General features: G+C 52.9%; 15 protein-coding genes. 4 read left to right on the top strand and 11 right to left on the bottom strand.

Going from position 1 to position 15,622, the window contains the following annotated elements; translation table 11 throughout:
- The first annotated feature begins 5 nt into the window (after positions 1–5).
- Both ACO0LM_RS04435 and ACO0LM_RS04430 read left to right on the top strand, forming a co-directional pair.
- Positions 6–1,412, top strand: coding sequence for a DUF4407 domain-containing protein (locus ACO0LM_RS04435; protein ID WP_423035238.1), 1,407 nt, complete (start codon positions 6–8; stop codon positions 1,410–1,412).
- A gap of 256 nt (positions 1,413–1,668) precedes the next feature.
- A complete protein-coding gene (locus ACO0LM_RS04430; RefSeq protein ID WP_423034691.1) occupies positions 1,669–2,007 on the top strand; it encodes a hypothetical protein in 339 nt (112 codons plus the stop codon).
- 32 nt (positions 2,008–2,039) lie between these two features.
- On the opposite strand, the gene pcp is transcribed toward ACO0LM_RS04430, so the two are convergent.
- From pcp to ACO0LM_RS04375, 11 genes are all read right to left on the bottom strand, one after another.
- Positions 2,040–2,690: a pyroglutamyl-peptidase I gene (gene pcp, locus ACO0LM_RS04425; protein ID WP_423034689.1), complete on the bottom strand. Its 651-nt coding sequence runs from the start codon at positions 2,688–2,690 to the stop codon at positions 2,040–2,042.
- Between the two features lie 71 nt (positions 2,691–2,761).
- On the bottom strand, positions 2,762–3,748 hold the full coding sequence (locus ACO0LM_RS04420; RefSeq protein ID WP_423034687.1) for a DUF979 domain-containing protein: 987 nt from the start codon (positions 3,746–3,748) through the stop codon (positions 2,762–2,764).
- A complete protein-coding gene (locus ACO0LM_RS04415) occupies positions 3,745–4,497 on the bottom strand; it encodes a DUF969 domain-containing protein (RefSeq protein WP_423035236.1) in 753 nt (250 codons plus the stop codon). Before ACO0LM_RS04415 ends, ACO0LM_RS04420 begins: the two co-directional genes overlap by 4 nt.
- A 173-nt stretch (positions 4,498–4,670) precedes the next feature.
- Positions 4,671–6,020 carry a CDP-diacylglycerol--serine O-phosphatidyltransferase gene (pssA, locus tag ACO0LM_RS04410; protein WP_423034685.1) on the bottom strand — a complete coding sequence of 450 codons (1,350 nt, stop codon included), beginning with the start codon at positions 6,018–6,020 and terminating at the stop codon, positions 4,671–4,673.
- Positions 6,021–6,095: 75 nt separating this feature from the next.
- On the bottom strand, positions 6,096–7,121 hold the full coding sequence (locus ACO0LM_RS04405; RefSeq protein ID WP_423034683.1) for a patatin-like phospholipase family protein: 1,026 nt from the start codon (positions 7,119–7,121) through the stop codon (positions 6,096–6,098).
- Positions 7,122–7,353: 232 nt separating this feature from the next.
- Positions 7,354–7,974 carry a methyltransferase domain-containing protein gene (locus ACO0LM_RS04400; protein ID WP_423034681.1) on the bottom strand — a complete coding sequence of 207 codons (621 nt, stop codon included), beginning with the start codon at positions 7,972–7,974 and terminating at the stop codon, positions 7,354–7,356.
- Positions 7,975–7,987: 13 nt separating this feature from the next.
- Entirely contained in the window at positions 7,988–9,553 is a 1,566-nt protein-coding gene (gene ubiB, locus ACO0LM_RS04395; protein ID WP_423034679.1) for a ubiquinone biosynthesis regulatory protein kinase UbiB, read from the bottom strand.
- Positions 9,550–10,122, bottom strand: coding sequence for a ubiquinone biosynthesis accessory factor UbiJ (locus tag ACO0LM_RS04390; RefSeq protein ID WP_423034677.1), 573 nt, complete (start codon positions 10,120–10,122; stop codon positions 9,550–9,552). Before ACO0LM_RS04390 ends, ubiB begins: the two co-directional genes overlap by 4 nt.
- A gap of 223 nt (positions 10,123–10,345) precedes the next feature.
- Positions 10,346–11,257: a Tim44 domain-containing protein gene (locus ACO0LM_RS04385; RefSeq protein WP_423034675.1), complete on the bottom strand. Its 912-nt coding sequence runs from the start codon at positions 11,255–11,257 to the stop codon at positions 10,346–10,348.
- 31 nt (positions 11,258–11,288) lie between these two features.
- Positions 11,289–12,023 carry a bifunctional demethylmenaquinone methyltransferase/2-methoxy-6-polyprenyl-1,4-benzoquinol methylase UbiE gene (gene ubiE / locus ACO0LM_RS04380; protein ID WP_423034673.1) on the bottom strand — a complete coding sequence of 245 codons (735 nt, stop codon included), beginning with the start codon at positions 12,021–12,023 and terminating at the stop codon, positions 11,289–11,291.
- A gap of 154 nt (positions 12,024–12,177) precedes the next feature.
- A complete protein-coding gene (locus ACO0LM_RS04375) occupies positions 12,178–13,131 on the bottom strand; it encodes a LysR family transcriptional regulator (protein ID WP_423034671.1) in 954 nt (317 codons plus the stop codon).
- Positions 13,132–13,239: 108 nt separating this feature from the next.
- Between ACO0LM_RS04375 and ACO0LM_RS04370 the strand changes: the two genes are divergently transcribed.
- Both ACO0LM_RS04370 and ACO0LM_RS04365 read left to right on the top strand, forming a co-directional pair.
- On the top strand, positions 13,240–14,274 hold the full coding sequence (locus ACO0LM_RS04370; RefSeq protein ID WP_423034669.1) for an NADP-dependent oxidoreductase: 1,035 nt from the start codon (positions 13,240–13,242) through the stop codon (positions 14,272–14,274).
- Positions 14,275–14,278: 4 nt separating this feature from the next.
- Positions 14,279–14,974: a hypothetical protein gene (locus ACO0LM_RS04365; RefSeq protein ID WP_423034667.1), complete on the top strand. Its 696-nt coding sequence runs from the start codon at positions 14,279–14,281 to the stop codon at positions 14,972–14,974.
- Positions 14,975–15,622: the final 648 nt, after the last annotated feature.

The following is a 15,622-nucleotide window of genomic DNA, read 5'->3' as shown; positions in this document are numbered from 1 at the left end:
ATACCATGCGATTCTTCGATGGGCACGCCTGGTTACGGGCAGGCAAATCCCTGCTGGCCCTGTCCGCCACTGTCAGTCTCAAGGTGCTGGATCAGCAGGACAGCAATGGCAACTACCTGTATGCACGTGGCCGCCACAAATATTTTGGCATAGGTGCATTGGTCATCTTCTTTGCGCTGTTTTCCGGTTATGGCATGGCCCATATGCTGGCCAGCATGGTGAATGTCAGCAGCAGCGGTGCCAATGGTGCAATTGTTGCGGGCTGCCTGTGGGCCATGTTCCAGTGGTGTCTGGAACGCCAGATGATCATGTCCATTCATTCCGACAGCTCTTGGGTCAGCAAAGCCATCGGTATCAGTTGGCGCAGCCTGCTGGCCATGCTGTCTGCCATCACCATGGTGTACCCCTTCTTTGTTGACAGCAACCGGGCTGAAATTGATGTCAAGGTAGGTGAAATGACACGCACGCGGCTGATACAGAATCTACAGACTGCACAGACAGCAACAGGTTTGCCGGTATTACAGCAAAGCCGTGCCGACCTGGATGAAAAACTGCACAAGGCAGAAGATGCCATACGCAGCGACCCGCCCCAACTGGCAGAAATGCGCAAGCAATGGAGCATCTGCCGTGAGCGTGCCCGTGACGAAGAACGCAAAGGCTTGAAGCAAATTGCCGCCTGGCAGCAGGCATTGGCAGGCGTCATCTCCGGCAATCTGGAAACAGCCTCGCTGCAGCAAAAAATCACTACCATGCAAAACCGCATCCAGGCTGGCAAAGCCCGCTGCCAGCAGCAAGAACAGGAAATCAACAGTAGTGTATTGGCCTGGAAGAATGAGAAAATCGCAGAAAAAGTACAAGTAGCCACAACCCTCAAACAAACCCAGTCCAGCATCAGCAAAGCACAGGACCGCAGTGAGATACTGGAACAAAAACAGACCGCAAAAATAGAAGCGGCGGCGGCATCCGGCTTTGCGGCCGATTTTGCTGCCACCTGGCAAATGCTGCAGGATGACCAGTATCGTCGCCTGCAATTTATCTGGTGGCTGCTCTGGTTCCTGACCATAGAAATGGTCGCCATCATCGTCAAGTTCAGTTCGCATACGGATGTCGATGCAAAACTGAATAGCGATGAAGAATTGATCAAATTCGATATCGGCCAAAGCACACAGATGCGCCGCGCCGAACTGGCACTCAGGCAATTACATCATGCAATGAATATCAGAGGGCAGCAGGCAGCACTGCAAGCCGATGAAGGCAAAAGCGCAGCAGCACTTGCCACCCTGCAGCGACTTCAGGAACTGGAAAAACAGACAGAAACCGGTAGTGGTCAGTCTTTTGAATCACGGCAGATGCTGCAACAAACCATCAGCGCCATTCATGCCAGCTTTGCAAGACTATTGCTGGCAAAATAAGGGGCTTGGCAAGTTACAGCATGGTTTATTAAAAGTAAGTGTGTCCGGCAATTGTGTCCGTGGTGTCCGGGGTGTCCGCCAGTGTCCGGCCTGGCGAAGCTGGGCGGACAGCCGGGCGATGTGAAAGTTCCATCAACTTGCTGTTTTTATGGGATTTTTTTATTTTCAGACCATGGCACAATCCTTGCAAAACACGGTAACAGGTGCAAGTATACAATTGCCATAAAATTATTTTTCAATCGGGGATGCAGGCAAAATGAAAAACATACTCATTGTTAAGCTGACATGCGCAACGCTTTTGTTGGCCACCCTGTTGCCAGCGTCAGCACGTCAGCCCTTGCCAGTCACGCAGCAGGACGCGCAATTGATTTCCTACTTCAGGTCGTATGCACCAGCCGCTGAAGTCATGATCAAGAAATCGGATACCGGCATACCGGCCAATAGCGACACCACCGGCATGGAAAAAAATGCTGCCTCCAAGAAAGCATCCGCCACAGGCAACGCAACTGATGGCGACAGGCAAGGCAGAATGAATGAGGCTGGCCTGCGCGATGACCGGCTGGTGATGCCGCCAGCGCCACAATTACCTCAGTAAAGTTTTCCACCATGTAGCTTCAATCTGCGGTTTCAATGCGTGGCACCACCGGCAATGACCATGTCTTGCCGGGTTTTCAAGATCGTTTCCAGCACATGTACCAGGGCTGTCTTCATCATGTCCAGCGGCATGCTGGCTGCCCCAGGGTGGGCAATGGCCTGCTCTGGCAGATAGGGAATGTGGATAAAACCGGCCGCCTGCACATCGTCCATCTTTTTTGTCATATGCATGAGGCCATAAAACACATGATTGCAGACATAGGTGCCGGCCGTCTGTGACACCGTGGCCGGTATGCCGCTCTGCTGCAAATCATGCACGATGGCCTTGACCGGCAGGCTGCTGAAATACGCTGCCGGGCCATCACTGATCACCGGCACATCAATTGGCTGGGCACCGGCATTGTCGGGAATACGCGCATCATCCACATTGATGGCAATACGTTCGATGCTGATTTCGGCACGCCCACCCGCCTGGCCCAGGGCCAGCACGATGGCTGGCCGGTGCTTTTTCAAGGCCGCTTCCAGCATGTGCAAAGAACGATGAAATTCGCAAGGCAACAAAACACTGACGATCTGATGCTGTTCACCGATCAGCAATCCTTCCAGCTTGCGCACCACTTCCCATGAGGGATTGCTGGGTTCGCCAGCAAAGGGGTCAAACCCGGTCAGTAGTATGCGCTTCATAGGCACCTCATGCAGATGAAAATTCGGATGGAAATTCAGATGAAAATTCAGGTAAAAATTCGGGTGGAAATTCAGGGAAAGACAAAATAATGTATCAGCAGGATATTACACACCAGCACCAGCAAGGCGGTTGGTATTTGTGTCTTGATGACCAGGTACTTGTCTTCCAGTTCCAGTAAGGCCGCCGGCACAATATTGAAATTGGCCGCCATCGGCGTCATCAGGGTACCGCAATAGCCAGAGAACATGCCTATCGCCACCAGCGCCGCCGGATGAGCATGGTGCTGATTGATGAGGAAGGGCAAGGCGATCCCCGCCGTCATCACCGGGAAAGCCGCAAAGGCATTGCCCATAATCATGGTGAACAAGGCCATGCCACCACAATACATGACAATCAGGGTAAACCGGCTGTCCGGGTTGATGAACAGATTGACGATGGCTTGTATGGATTGTCCTGTCTTTGCTGCCACAAAGACACCACCCAGCATGGCCAGCATTTGCGGCAATATCAGCGCCCAGCCTATGGCATCCACCAGGCGGCGTGATTCTCTTACTGCCTGCAAGGGTGTACTGCGCGTGTACCGGCAAGCGACGGCCAGGGCTGTCAGGCAGGCGATGCAAAGCGACGTCAGCGTCAGGTTCTTTTGGTCCAGCAAATACCAACTTCCCATTTGTGCATCCTTCACCACCACGGTAAGTATGACGGTGATGACGGGTATGGTCAGTGCTGGCAGAAAAATCCAATTGCCCAGCTTGCTCAGTGCGGCCAGGCGTTGCGGCCGGTCTGCATCGACATGACTACCCTTGCCCAGCCAGTTCATCCCCGCCAGCACCGCCATGACAATGACACCTACGCCCGTTACTTTATAGGTCACAGATTTGCCCAGTGTCGCCAGCATCAGGTCGCCACACAAAAAACTGATGCCGAACAGGCCCCAGAACAGCGCGGTGGTGTAGCGGCGTGGATTGCTGTGGTCGCGCAGCGTCATGTATGCCACCAGCATGACGACGATGCCGATCAGGTAAAACACCAGATTGATGCTGATGATGACATTCATGACGACAAGTCCTGCTTGTCACCATGAATGCCATCGTCAGCAACGTCGGCTATATGACGGCTTTGTTCTGTCACACGCCAGGCATGGATGTCACGCGCAATCGCCGCATCCAGCCGCGACAGGCGAAACAGGTGGATCAGCAGTGCACACAGCGCAGTCGGTATGCCCCACATGCCTATGGTTAGCGGCTCCACACCCTGAATACCGTTTTCCTTGAGGAAGGCACTCATCAGCAATACCGCACCAAAGGCAATGAAAATATCTTCGCCAAAGAACAGGGCAACATTGTCACAGGCGGCGGCGTGGGCTGCTATGCGGTCACGTATGGTTGCGGGCAAGTCGCCATGCTGGTTGCTGGCCGCCGCTTCGGCCATGGGGGACAACAGCGGCCGGACAGTTTGTGCCTGCCCGCCCAGGCTTAACAACCCCATCGCTGCGCTGATTTCACGCACCACAAAATACAGCATCAATATTCTGCCAGTGGTAGCGCTGCGTATACCAGCCACCCAGGCCTGGGCACGCTCGCGCAAACCACCTCTTTCCAGCAAACCGATCACCGGCAATATCAACAAGGCACTTGCCAGTTGACGGCTATTGAAAAATTTCTCACCAAAAGTTTCCAGCAGATTGCCAAAATCCATGCCTGTCGCCAAGCCCGTCACCAAACCAGCCGCAGTCACCACCAGCAGGGGATTGAAACGCAAAGCAAATCCCATGACCACAAGGGGTATGCCTATCAATGGCAACATCAGTGACAACAATGACGCCAGGTCCATGCTTGCTCCCTCTATGAAACATATTTGGAATTTATTTTATTAGCCCTTACGCAAAACCGCCCCAGCTGCGTTGCAGCTCCTAGCCGTACCGAAGTACTGTCTTCGTCGCTGACGCCTTGCTGGGACACTTTTTGCGTAAGTCCTATTTACAAAACCCGGTATGCCAATCTGTCCAACCGGGTACGACTGAGGCGACTTAGCAATTTACGTACCGGATCGGGGTAATCAGTCAGTTTTTCCAGCTCGCGATAATGCAGGAGCTGGCTGGTGTTTTCCATGATGCTGTTCAGTTCCTGCTGCCTTTGTGCCAGCAACAGCAATTGCGGATCATGAATCAACAAGGCATTTTCCAGGTCCAGGCGAAAAGCCCGGGGGTTCAGGTTATTGCCTGTCATCAGCGCATAGTGCTTGTCTATCCACAAACCCTTGAGATGGAAACTATTGTCAGCATCTTTCCACAAATGCAGTTGCAACTGCTGGCTGGCAATTGCAGCCTGATGGGCTTTGGCAAAGCGCCGCAGATTGACTTCATACAGATACGGCAAGGCGGCTATTGCCTTGAAAGGCTGGTCAGGCGGGATGAAAAAGTCATTGGCGGTTTTGTCACCAACAATAATGCTGATACGCACACCACGTTTCAGCGCACGATTGATTTCGCGTGTCACCGTCAACGGGAAATTGAAATACGGGGTGCAGATGCTGATCTGTTGACGGCTGGCTGCCAGCAACTGACATATCACTTTATTCAAGGGATTATTTTTGCCCACACCCACCAGCGGGGTCACACTCAATTGCTGCGTGCCACTTTCGTTGTCGGCCACATGACAGTCATAACGTGCACGTTTCAACTTCTCGCGGAATTGCTTTATTTCACTGCGTATGCTGCGCGTGGCGGGGATCTCTGGCATATCCAGCCTATGCACTGCGGCTGCCGACAGCAGGTGTTCACGAATAAACTGCACCATACAGTTGGCCAGGACCTTGTTATGCACCAGCAGATAACGGTCATGCCGGTATTTATCCTGCTTGTGCAGGTAGACATTATTCAGGCTGGCACCGCTGTAAATGACTTCATCGTCGATGACAAAGCCTTTCAGGTGTAAGACGCCGAATAATTCCCTGGTCTGCACCGGGACGCCATACAGCGCCACCGCATAATGATTGGCCTTGCTGATGGCCTGATACCAGGCCGCATTGCCACCACTCTTACCGGCACCGATCAAGCCTCTTTGCGCCCGGTGCCAGTCAACCAGCACCGCAATATCCAGCGCCGGCCGAGCGGCCTTGGCTGTGTACAGCGCCCACAGGATTTCTGCCCCGGCTTCATCATTTTGCAGATACAGGCTGCACAGGTAAATCCTGTGTTTAGCACTGGCAATTTTGCTCAGCAACTCCCTACGATATTCAATTGCCGTGTGCAGGGTACGCACAGACTCGGGCTGCAAAGGAATGCCAGTCAGATGCGTGAAATCAGAAGTGGATTTTAATATGCGCATGAGTATCCATTGCTGCCAGTGAAAAACCTGATGATGGTATCACTGTTACAGTCCACTAAAGCCTGCCAACAACAATTAACGGAACAGATGCGCCAGTCTGAAAGTAGAGCCACGCCCCAGTTGTTCAAAGCTTTTTGCCAGCCAGGCTTCAGCACACAGTCGCCCTTCTGCATGCAGGCTATGCAAGAAGGCCGGACTGGCATTCATTTTGCTGTGAGAACTCAACTGGCTCATCAGCTCTGGCGCGGCGATCATGTGCATGTTCAGGCGACGCAAGCGACGCTCCAGCTTGCCCAGGGCCAGCCAGCCACGTTCAGCCTGGCGTTTGGCCAGCATCAGACCCTGCATCTCGGTATGGAAGGTGGAACTGAAACCCATTTCTGTCAGTCGCTGCCAGATTTCAGTCGCCGATGTTGGGGTATGTGATTGTGCCTGCGCATGCAGCAATATGACCACAATGTCGCGCGCCATGCTCTGGTGCACCAGGGGAAACAGGGGCGGGTTGGAAGTCAGGCCACCATCCCAATACGCTTCACCGTCAATTTCCACCGCCCTGTGTACCATGGGCAGGCAGGCCGACGCCAACAACACATCCAGGCTCAATTGGCGGTTACGAAACAGTTTCAGGCTGCCGGTGCTGACATGGGTCGTGGCAATGAACAGTTTGATGCCTTCCTGCCTGCGCAGGCCATCAAAATCGATCTGGGCAGCCAGGATGTCACGCAAGGGATTGATATCAAAGGGATTGAGCTGATAAGGCGAAAAGAAGCGGGTCAGCGCAAACATATGCTTCATGGCGGCAGGAATATCAGATTGCGCGGCAATATCTGCCGCAAAGCCGTATTCTTCATGAGGCATGCTAAAGGGCGAGCTGTTGGCGACACTTTCCCAGAAAGTTTTCAGGGCCAGCCTGGCACCTTCGCGCCCACCTTGCAGGTAACCATGTGCCAGTACCACCGCATTCATGGCCCCGGCGCTGGCACCGCTGATGGCTTCTATGCTGATGCGTTCATCTTCCAGCAGGCGGTCGAGTACACCCCAGGTCAATGCACCATGCGAGCCGCCACCCTGCAATGCCAGTGAAACCTGTTTCTTTGTCAAAGCAGCTCCCGTCAAGGTCGTCACATAGAGCAAGATTAAAACAGCGAATTGACTACACTATGACGGATGAAGTGATTACCAGCAAGTCTTAAGAACCTGTTTACGATCTTACTGCGCGGGCGTGATCGGGGCTCATGCGCTGCTCAAAATGCTCATGTACTTAGAGTACATTCCGCTTTTTGCGCTGCTCTTCACTCCCGCTGACGCTCGCTCGCTACAGATCGTAAGCAGGTTAAGGCCGTCGACACCAGACTTGCCAGCGTTCCTTGCCTTCAAAAACAGCAATCGAATCACCGACTGCACTGTCTTGTAGCAATTCAAAAAACGGTTCCATCAAACGGTGAAAATCATGACTGTTGATACTGAAAGGCGGACCCTTGGCCGCCGCATCTGATGCATCCACTGCATCGTCATGAAAGAAATACCCCGCCAGCAAGGCCCCTGCAGGCAATAGAGTGGCCCAGCGCCTGACGATATCGGGCCGCATTTCTCGTGGCAAGGCGCAAAAGAAAGCACGTTCATAAATCAGATCCAGTGGCTGCGCTGGTGTGTAGCGAAAAAAATCGGCTTCAATGACATGCTTGCCCCAAGCACCTATCGCGGCTTTGGCGCTTTGCACCGCCGCCGGGGAAAAATCTATGGCTGTCACATCCCATCCAGCCTGGGCCAAATAAGCCGCTTCATACGCATTGCCACAGCCAGGGATCAGGGTATGCAGGGCTTGTGGTGCCGCCTGCACGAATGCCTGCAGGGTAGCCGGTACATTGCCCTTGTCCCATGGTGTGAAATTCTTTGCAAAGCGCTCATCCCAGAAATCCGGATTACGCGGGTCGCGGGTCAGAAACGCAGGCATGCCAAGAAGCGACTCAGTGAGTAAAATGGAAATGCAATAACAGTAGTGCCACGATGATGCCAGAAAACAGGCAGGCACCAAAATACACGAGAATACGCAACATGCGGTTGGTACGGCGCTGTTCGCTCAACAGTGCCATCAGCATGTCGTCACTGCGGGGAGGTTCACCAGCACGTACCAGGGCCTGATGCGCAAGGCGTGGCAACTGCGGGAAGATATGGCTGTAACGCGGTGCTTCTGCCTTCAGCTTGTCCAGCAGACCACGCCAGCCTATCTGCTCGCTCATCCAGCGTTCCAGGTAGGGTTTGGCGGTTTTCCACAGATCCAGGTCCGGGTCCAGTTGACGCCCCAGGCCCTCGATATTCAGCAAGGTTTTTTGCAGCAGCACCAGTTGCGGCTGCACTTCAACATTGAAACGGCGCGAAGTCTGGAACAGGCGCAGCAAGACCTGGCCAAAAGAAATATCTTTCAAAGGCCGGTCAAAAATCGGTTCACAACAGGCGCGTACTGCCGCTTCGAGTTCATCGACACGGGTTTCCTTGGGTGCCCAGCCTGATTCGATATGCGCTTCAGCTACCCGCTTATAATCACGACGGAAAAAAGCCAGGAAATTTTGCGACAGATAATCCTTGTCGAAATCATTCAGCGTACCGACGATGCCAAAGTCGAGCGCAATATAACGACCCAGCGTAGCTGGTGCAGTCGATACCAGGATATTACCGGGGTGCATATCGGCATGGAAGAAACCATCGCGAAACACCTGGGTAAAGAAGATGGTCACACCATCGCGCGACAGCTTTTGCAAGTCAACGCCCGCTTCGCGCAGCTTGTCCAGTTGCGAGATCGGTATGCCTTGCATGCGTTCCATCACGATGACTGAAGACGAACAATAGTCCCAGTACATTTCTGGCACCAGCAGTAAATCCGAATCAGCAAAGTTGCGACGCAACTGGCTCCCATTGGCAGCTTCACGCATGAGATCAAGCTCGTCATGCAGGTATTTATCAAACTCGGCCACGACTTCTTTGGCCTTGAGTCGACGGCCATCGGCCCACAGGGCTTCCAGCCAGCCGGCAGCAATCTGCATCAGGGCGACGTCATCATCGATGGCTTCTTTCATGCCGGGGCGCAGTACCTTGACGGCGACTTCGCGGCCATCTTTCAGTGTCGCGAAATGCACCTGGGCGATGGATGCCGACGCCACCGGAACGCGTTCAAAACTGGCAAACAACTGATCAGGATGTGAGCCCAGGGATTTCTTGATTTGTGCAATCGCCAGGTCCGGGTCAAATGAAGGTACGCGGTCTTGCAGGCGCGCCAGTTCATCGGCAATGTCTGGCGGCATCAGGTCACGCCGGGTAGACAGCACCTGGCCAAATTTGACGAAGATCGGGCCTAGCTCTTCCAGCGCTTTGCGCAAGCGCTCACCGCGAGGCGCTGACAGGTCGCGCCAAAACAGCAGGAGGTCAATAAAACGAGCAGTACGTGGAACGGCCAGGCCGGAAATCGCAATTTCATCGATGCCATATTTGATGGCAATACGAATAATCTTTGCCAGTCTGAGAAACTTCAATATCATCCGCGCATCCTTTCCAGTTTTTCGATGCGCTTGATCAGACGCTCGACATCATCCCGCGTCTTGCTGACTTCGGTACTCATGCCCTGCACGGCCACAGGTCTGACCAGCATGGGGTTTTCTTCCAAAAAATATTCGGCCAGATTTTCCTGAATTTTCTGATGGGTTTCCAGTGCGGTCTGATGGATGGCTTTGGCCAGGCCAACCATGCGCACGGCAGCGATGTCACCAAACAGTTTGCTCAGGTCTTCTTCTGCTTCCCAGCGCAAATTCTGGCTCAGGCTGGAAATGGTATTGGCAAACTCGGCATCGCCTTCTATGCGTACATAGGAAAATGCGCGCTCGCGGTTTTGCGCGATCAGTGGCAAATCACTGAGTTTGATATGGATGGTGACCTGGGGTACGGCATCCGCCGCGGCAGTTTCCAGCAAGCCATCGGCACCGACTTTCAGGCGCACCTGCATGGTCTGCAAGTCGATGCAGGCAATATGGCCGGCATGAGGCAGAAGTTTGTTCCTGGCCCAGCTTTCCTGTGCCAGCAAATGATTGATAAAGGGAGCGATGGGGATCATGTTCAAATCAGGGCTGTCGCAAAATAATCCTGGCAATGGCGCTGCTTAAGCTTCCAAATAAGTGTCTAAATAAGTGTCTAAATAAGTTCAAAGGAAGTTGTCAACTAATCTGCCAAATAAGCTGCCAAATAAGCTGCCAATGAAAAAGCCGTCCAGCAAATGCGGACGGCTTCCAGTTTAACAGCTTATCGCAGCAAGCATGGCTGCGCCACATCAAACTTGCTTACATCTGTTGAATACCTGCCAGTACCCAGCCGCCCTGACCATTGACTGGTTTGGACAGATTCCACACTTCCGTGAAGGCTTCTGTCGGTGCGCTTTGAGATTCCTTGATCATGCCGGTGAACTTGATACTGGCCAGATGATCGGCGCCAACGGTTTCCACGCCCAGCAAGTCTGCATTCAGGGTCACGACATCGGTCACATTGGCAGATGCGCCACGTTCCTGTATCTGCAATTTCAGTTCGGCATACATTTCTGCCGTTGTGAATTCACGCAAGTCATTGATGTCTGCCTTGTCCCATGCGGCTTGCAAACGGATGAAATAGCCTTTGGCATTGCGCAGGAAGCCAGGTACGTCAAAGTCAGCAGGCACAGTCCAGTTGGCATTCGTATCTGCAGCAGAAGCCGCATTACCCTGGAAAGCCATAGGCTCCTGGCGTGAACCAATTTCCGGCGTGCTGGATGGCATACCTGCATAAGCAGGCTGATTAAAACCTGGTGCCGCGCCCCCGGCATTCTTGTTGCGGAACAAGCGGATCACGAAGAAAATCGCAAAACCGATCAAGGCAAAAGTCAGCAAACTACCCAGCATGCTGGCAACTGCGCCACCCAGGCCAAAATGCGACAAGGCTGCGCCCAGCAAGGCACCACCTATGAGGCCGCCGACGATGCCCTTCCATGGGGAAGATGGCTTAGGCGGGATAGCCGCAGACGGTGCTGCTACAGGAGCAGCCGGTTTTGCCTGGTTAAAATTATTGGTATTCGCTGGCGGTGTGGTTGCCTGACGCGAAACATTATTCGACTGACGCCCGATAGAACCGCCGCCACCCAGGCGTTTGGCTTCTGCGTCAGAGACGGTCATTGCCATCGTACTGGCGACGACCAGCATTGCGATCAGAAACTTTTTCATCATTCGACTCCTGTTGTTTCAAGTTTTATTTGCATCAAAGTTTGATACCGGTGTGTAATGCGGCCACACCTGCCGTCAAATTAAAGTACTGCACTCTGTCCAGTCCTGCCGTTTCCATCATCGTTTTCAGGGTTTCCTGATCCGGATGCATGCGTATCGATTCAGCCAGATACTTATAACTTTCGGCATCGCCGGCAATCTTTTGCCCCATCCATGGCAAGACTTTGAAAGAATACAGGTCATACGGTTTTTGCAAGATTTCCGGCACCTTGGAAAACTCCAGCACCAGCAACTTGCCACCTGGTTTCAGTACACGCCGCATTTCTGCCAGTGCCTGGTCCTTGTGGGTCATATTGCGCAAACCGAATGCCACGGTCACTCTGTCAAAGTAATTGTCCTGAAAAGGCAATTTCTCTGCGTCGCATAACAAGGTGGGGGTGATCAGGCCCTTATTCAAGAGACGGTCACGCCCTACCCTCAGCATGGATTCATTGATGTCGGTATGCCAAACCTCACCGGTCTTGCCAGCCTGACGCACGAATTCCTTGGTCAGGTCACCAGTCCCACCGGCGATGTCCAGCACTCTGAAGCCAGGACGCACGCCCGCCTGGGCCACAGTGAATATTTTCCATACCCGGTGCAGGCCAGCCGACATCATGTCATTCATGACATCGTATTTGGCCGCAACCGAATGAAAAACTTCGGCTACTTTATGGACTTTCTGGTCTTCTTCTACGGTGGTATAACCAAAATGGGTGGTATTGCTCATTTTCTTAGCCTTATCTTTACCAAAACGGCAGGTTCGTCAAATTTCACCCTCACTGTACGGGAATTTTGCCCCGTCCCTGCCAAATTTGCTATGTAACGGATTGTAGCCTATTCGTGGCTCAGTTCCCTGCCTAATTCCCTGCATCAGAGACAAATCAGGTGGCTTCGGCAGGCACGGCCAGTGCTCTGGCTAATTCCGTTTGCCATCGCGCTGCATTTTTTGCGTTCCATACCAGGTGCACTTCTTCGCTGCATTGAAAGCTGCAGTCACTGACTTCTAATCTGCGCAATCCTGTATCTAATCCTGCACCTGTTAGCACAAAATCCGGCAAATAAGCGAGTGCCCGCCCCGACTTCACCATGGACAACAATAATTGCAAATCGTCTATCCAGTAGCGTATTTTGCGTGGTAACTGATCATCCCGCCAGCCATCTGACAAATTGCCACGTTGCTTGCCGCAAAATAACGAGCGAGAAGGACTGACAAAATCGTACGCCAATGCTTGCTGGCTACTTATCTGCAAGCTGGCATTACTGCCATCCACACCTTGCACGGCAAGTGCCTCGGTCACCAGAGGATGTTGCAGCCCCGCCAGCAATTGCAAATGCAAGGCCCCCAAAGGAGTACTGACCCAGTTTGCTGACCAATAGCCACCACGCCCATGCAACACCTCACTGGTTACCAGCGCATTGTTCACCTCCCCTCGCTCCAGGGCAGCCAGGGCCTCATCTTCGTACATGCTGGTCAGGTGTATTTCTGCTTCTGGATAAGCCGCCATAGCCTGCCTGAACTGTTCTGCATGACGCCACAGCAAGATGGCTGGCCCGGCCACGCGACAACTGAGACTGGCTTGCTCACCACTGACATCTGCCTTGGCCTGATCCGCCAGCGCCAGCATATTGCGGGCAAATTCCAGCATGCGCTGGCCGCTGGCATTCAGGCTGAGTTGCTTGGCAGAACGGTCAAACAACACCGTATCCAAATCCCCTTCCAATCGGCGCAAGGCTTTGGACACTGCAGAGGGTGTCAGATGCAATTCCTGCGCAGCGACCCCCAGCGAAGGCTGCCTTGCCACACAGGCGAAGATTTTCAGGTCCGTCAGGTTCATGACCAGTTACATTTCCAATTTGGACATTAAATGTGAATATATATTGCTTTACTGGACATTTTATCAGGTCTAGCATAAGCCTACTCTCTCTTCCATTCTGCCTCCATCATGCCTATTCCTGAAAACCTGCTTCACCAGCAATGGATATACACCCGCCATCCAACTGGCATCGTCAGCGATGAACACTATGCATTACGCAACCAGCCTTTGGATACTGCACTGGACCGCGATGAAGTATTGATTGCCGCCCGCTATATCAGCGTCGATCCATATATGCGCATTAACCAATCTGCCAAACCGACCTATAACCCGGAACCACATCCCTTAAATACCGTGCAGGCTGCCGGTGTGGTCGGTCAGGTACTGGCATCGAATGCAGTCGGTCTCAAGGAAGGTGACTGGGTATTTGGCATGACAGGCTGGCAAAGTCACGCACGCGTGCATGTCAGCGCCCTGACAAAAATCGACCCGACGATCGCCCCCGTCAGTACCGCCCTGGGCGTACTTGGCATGCCCGGCCGCACCGCCTGGTTTGGCCTGACCGCGGCTGGCAAACCACACGCAGGTGAAGTTGTTGTGGTGTCCGGTGCCGCCGGTGCAGTTGGCTCACTGGTGGTGCAATTCGCCAGGCGCCATGGCGCCAAAGTATTGGGTATCGCCGGCGGCGCAGAAAAATGTGCATGGCTGACAGACAAGCTGGGGGCAGACTGGGCGCTTGATTACAAAGCCTTTGCCAACGACGAAGCACTGAGTAAAGAAATATTGCGCCTCACCGGTGGCGTCGATGTGTATTTTGACAATGTCGGCGGCATGGTCACCGATGCCATCATTCCCATCATCAAACGTCGCGCCCGTATCATCATCTGCGGTCAGATCAGCCAGTACAACGGCGGCCTTGATATACCAGAAATGGGGCCACGTTTGCTGCATCACATGCTATACCAGCGCGCCACCATACAAGGCATACTGGCACGCGACTACCTGCACCGCATGGACGAAATGCTGGCCATCGTCGCGCCCTGGGTCAAGGCCGGCGAACTGGTGTTTGAAGAAACCATCATCGATGGTTTTGCACAATTGCCGAATGCCCTGAATTCACTGTTCACAGGTGAACATCGTGGCAAATTGCTAGTGAAGGTGTAAGCACATGAAACATTTATTATCCCTTGTCACCCTCAGCTTCTGCTTCATCTTCAATGCCCACGCAGAAAGCAAACATGGCCCCACCTGGGGCGTACACGGCATGCTCTTGTTCGGCAATAGCGAAGGCATGTATGTCTCGCACCTGCCTATGTTCCACGCACCGCATGATTATCAGGTAGTGCTACAGATACGTTGCCTCGATCAAAAACTCGACACCGCCATCAAATCAAGGCTGGAACAAAAGCTGGTCTTGTGGACGATGGAACCAGAGCAATTCGAGATCGCCAGACTGGCCACAGGCAGCAAAATGCCTTTGAAACAATTCAAGGCAAACATCGTACTTGGCCATTTTGAACAGGGCGGCAAGGTCGAATACAAGGACGTGCCGATGGTAGTAGAAAAGACCCTGATCTTTCGCCAGTTATCACCACAAATGCGCGACAACAAACAAGCCATCTATCACCAGGTAGGTAGTGGCAAGCAACGCTTCCTGTTGAAGGAAATCGACAGCCGGCCTGACTTTGATCATGTGCTGGCGTTCAGCGTGCCAGCGAACGCGGCAATGTCGGATGTGGTGATGAAGAAGACAGAATTGCAGGCGGCGGCTGATGTTGAGTTTTTACAGGTCTTGCAGAGCAAGGTGGATAAGCGGGCTGGAGTGAAGGGGACGATTTATCTTGACAGGGCGGATTTGGAGTAGGCTACCAAGCTTAGTATGGACTACCCCACTAACGCATGTATTAACGTCGCTTTTGAAGTTGGGGTTGCTTTTGAAGTTGCAGTTGCGGTTGCTTTTGACTTTTGCAGTTCCCATGTGTCCTGTGTCCCTAAAGGGAAGGAACCTCGCCTTGCAAGGCGAGATCGTTACGCAGGCGGATTGCATGCAATCTGAATTCCCTGCTACACCGACGCCGTTTGTGCAGTACAGAAAATGGAAAAAGAAGGGCCGCTGTTTGAGCCGCAGGCGAGTTTCGGACCTTCCCATTTTTTGTACTGCACAAACGGGAACCCCCTTTAGGGGGCGACGACGCCTGGGTCGCCTTTTTAGCATACCTTTTTGGCGAAGCAAAAAGGTATGTAGCCGCCGGTCTACCACCGGCCTGCAATCTTAAATAACGTACGCGAGTAATTAAAAAACGAACTCGGAATTTCGATTCGTTTTTTTAATGCGCTTATCGAAGGCTGAGTGTCGGGCTGATGAAGCGTAGCCTAGCGAGGCCCTGTAGTGGTCTAATAATAACGGACACCGAGATAGGTGGGATAATTCACTTATTGAGGAAAAGAGATGAAAGCAAAAAGAAGAACATTTGAGATTGGCTTTAAGTTGCAAGTTGTCCGTATGGTGACA

Origin of the sequence: Undibacterium sp. Di26W (assembly GCF_049340265.1) — a bacterium.
GTDB lineage: Bacteria > Pseudomonadota > Gammaproteobacteria > Burkholderiales > Burkholderiaceae_D > Undibacterium.
This window is presented reverse-complemented; position numbering and strand designations above follow the sequence as displayed.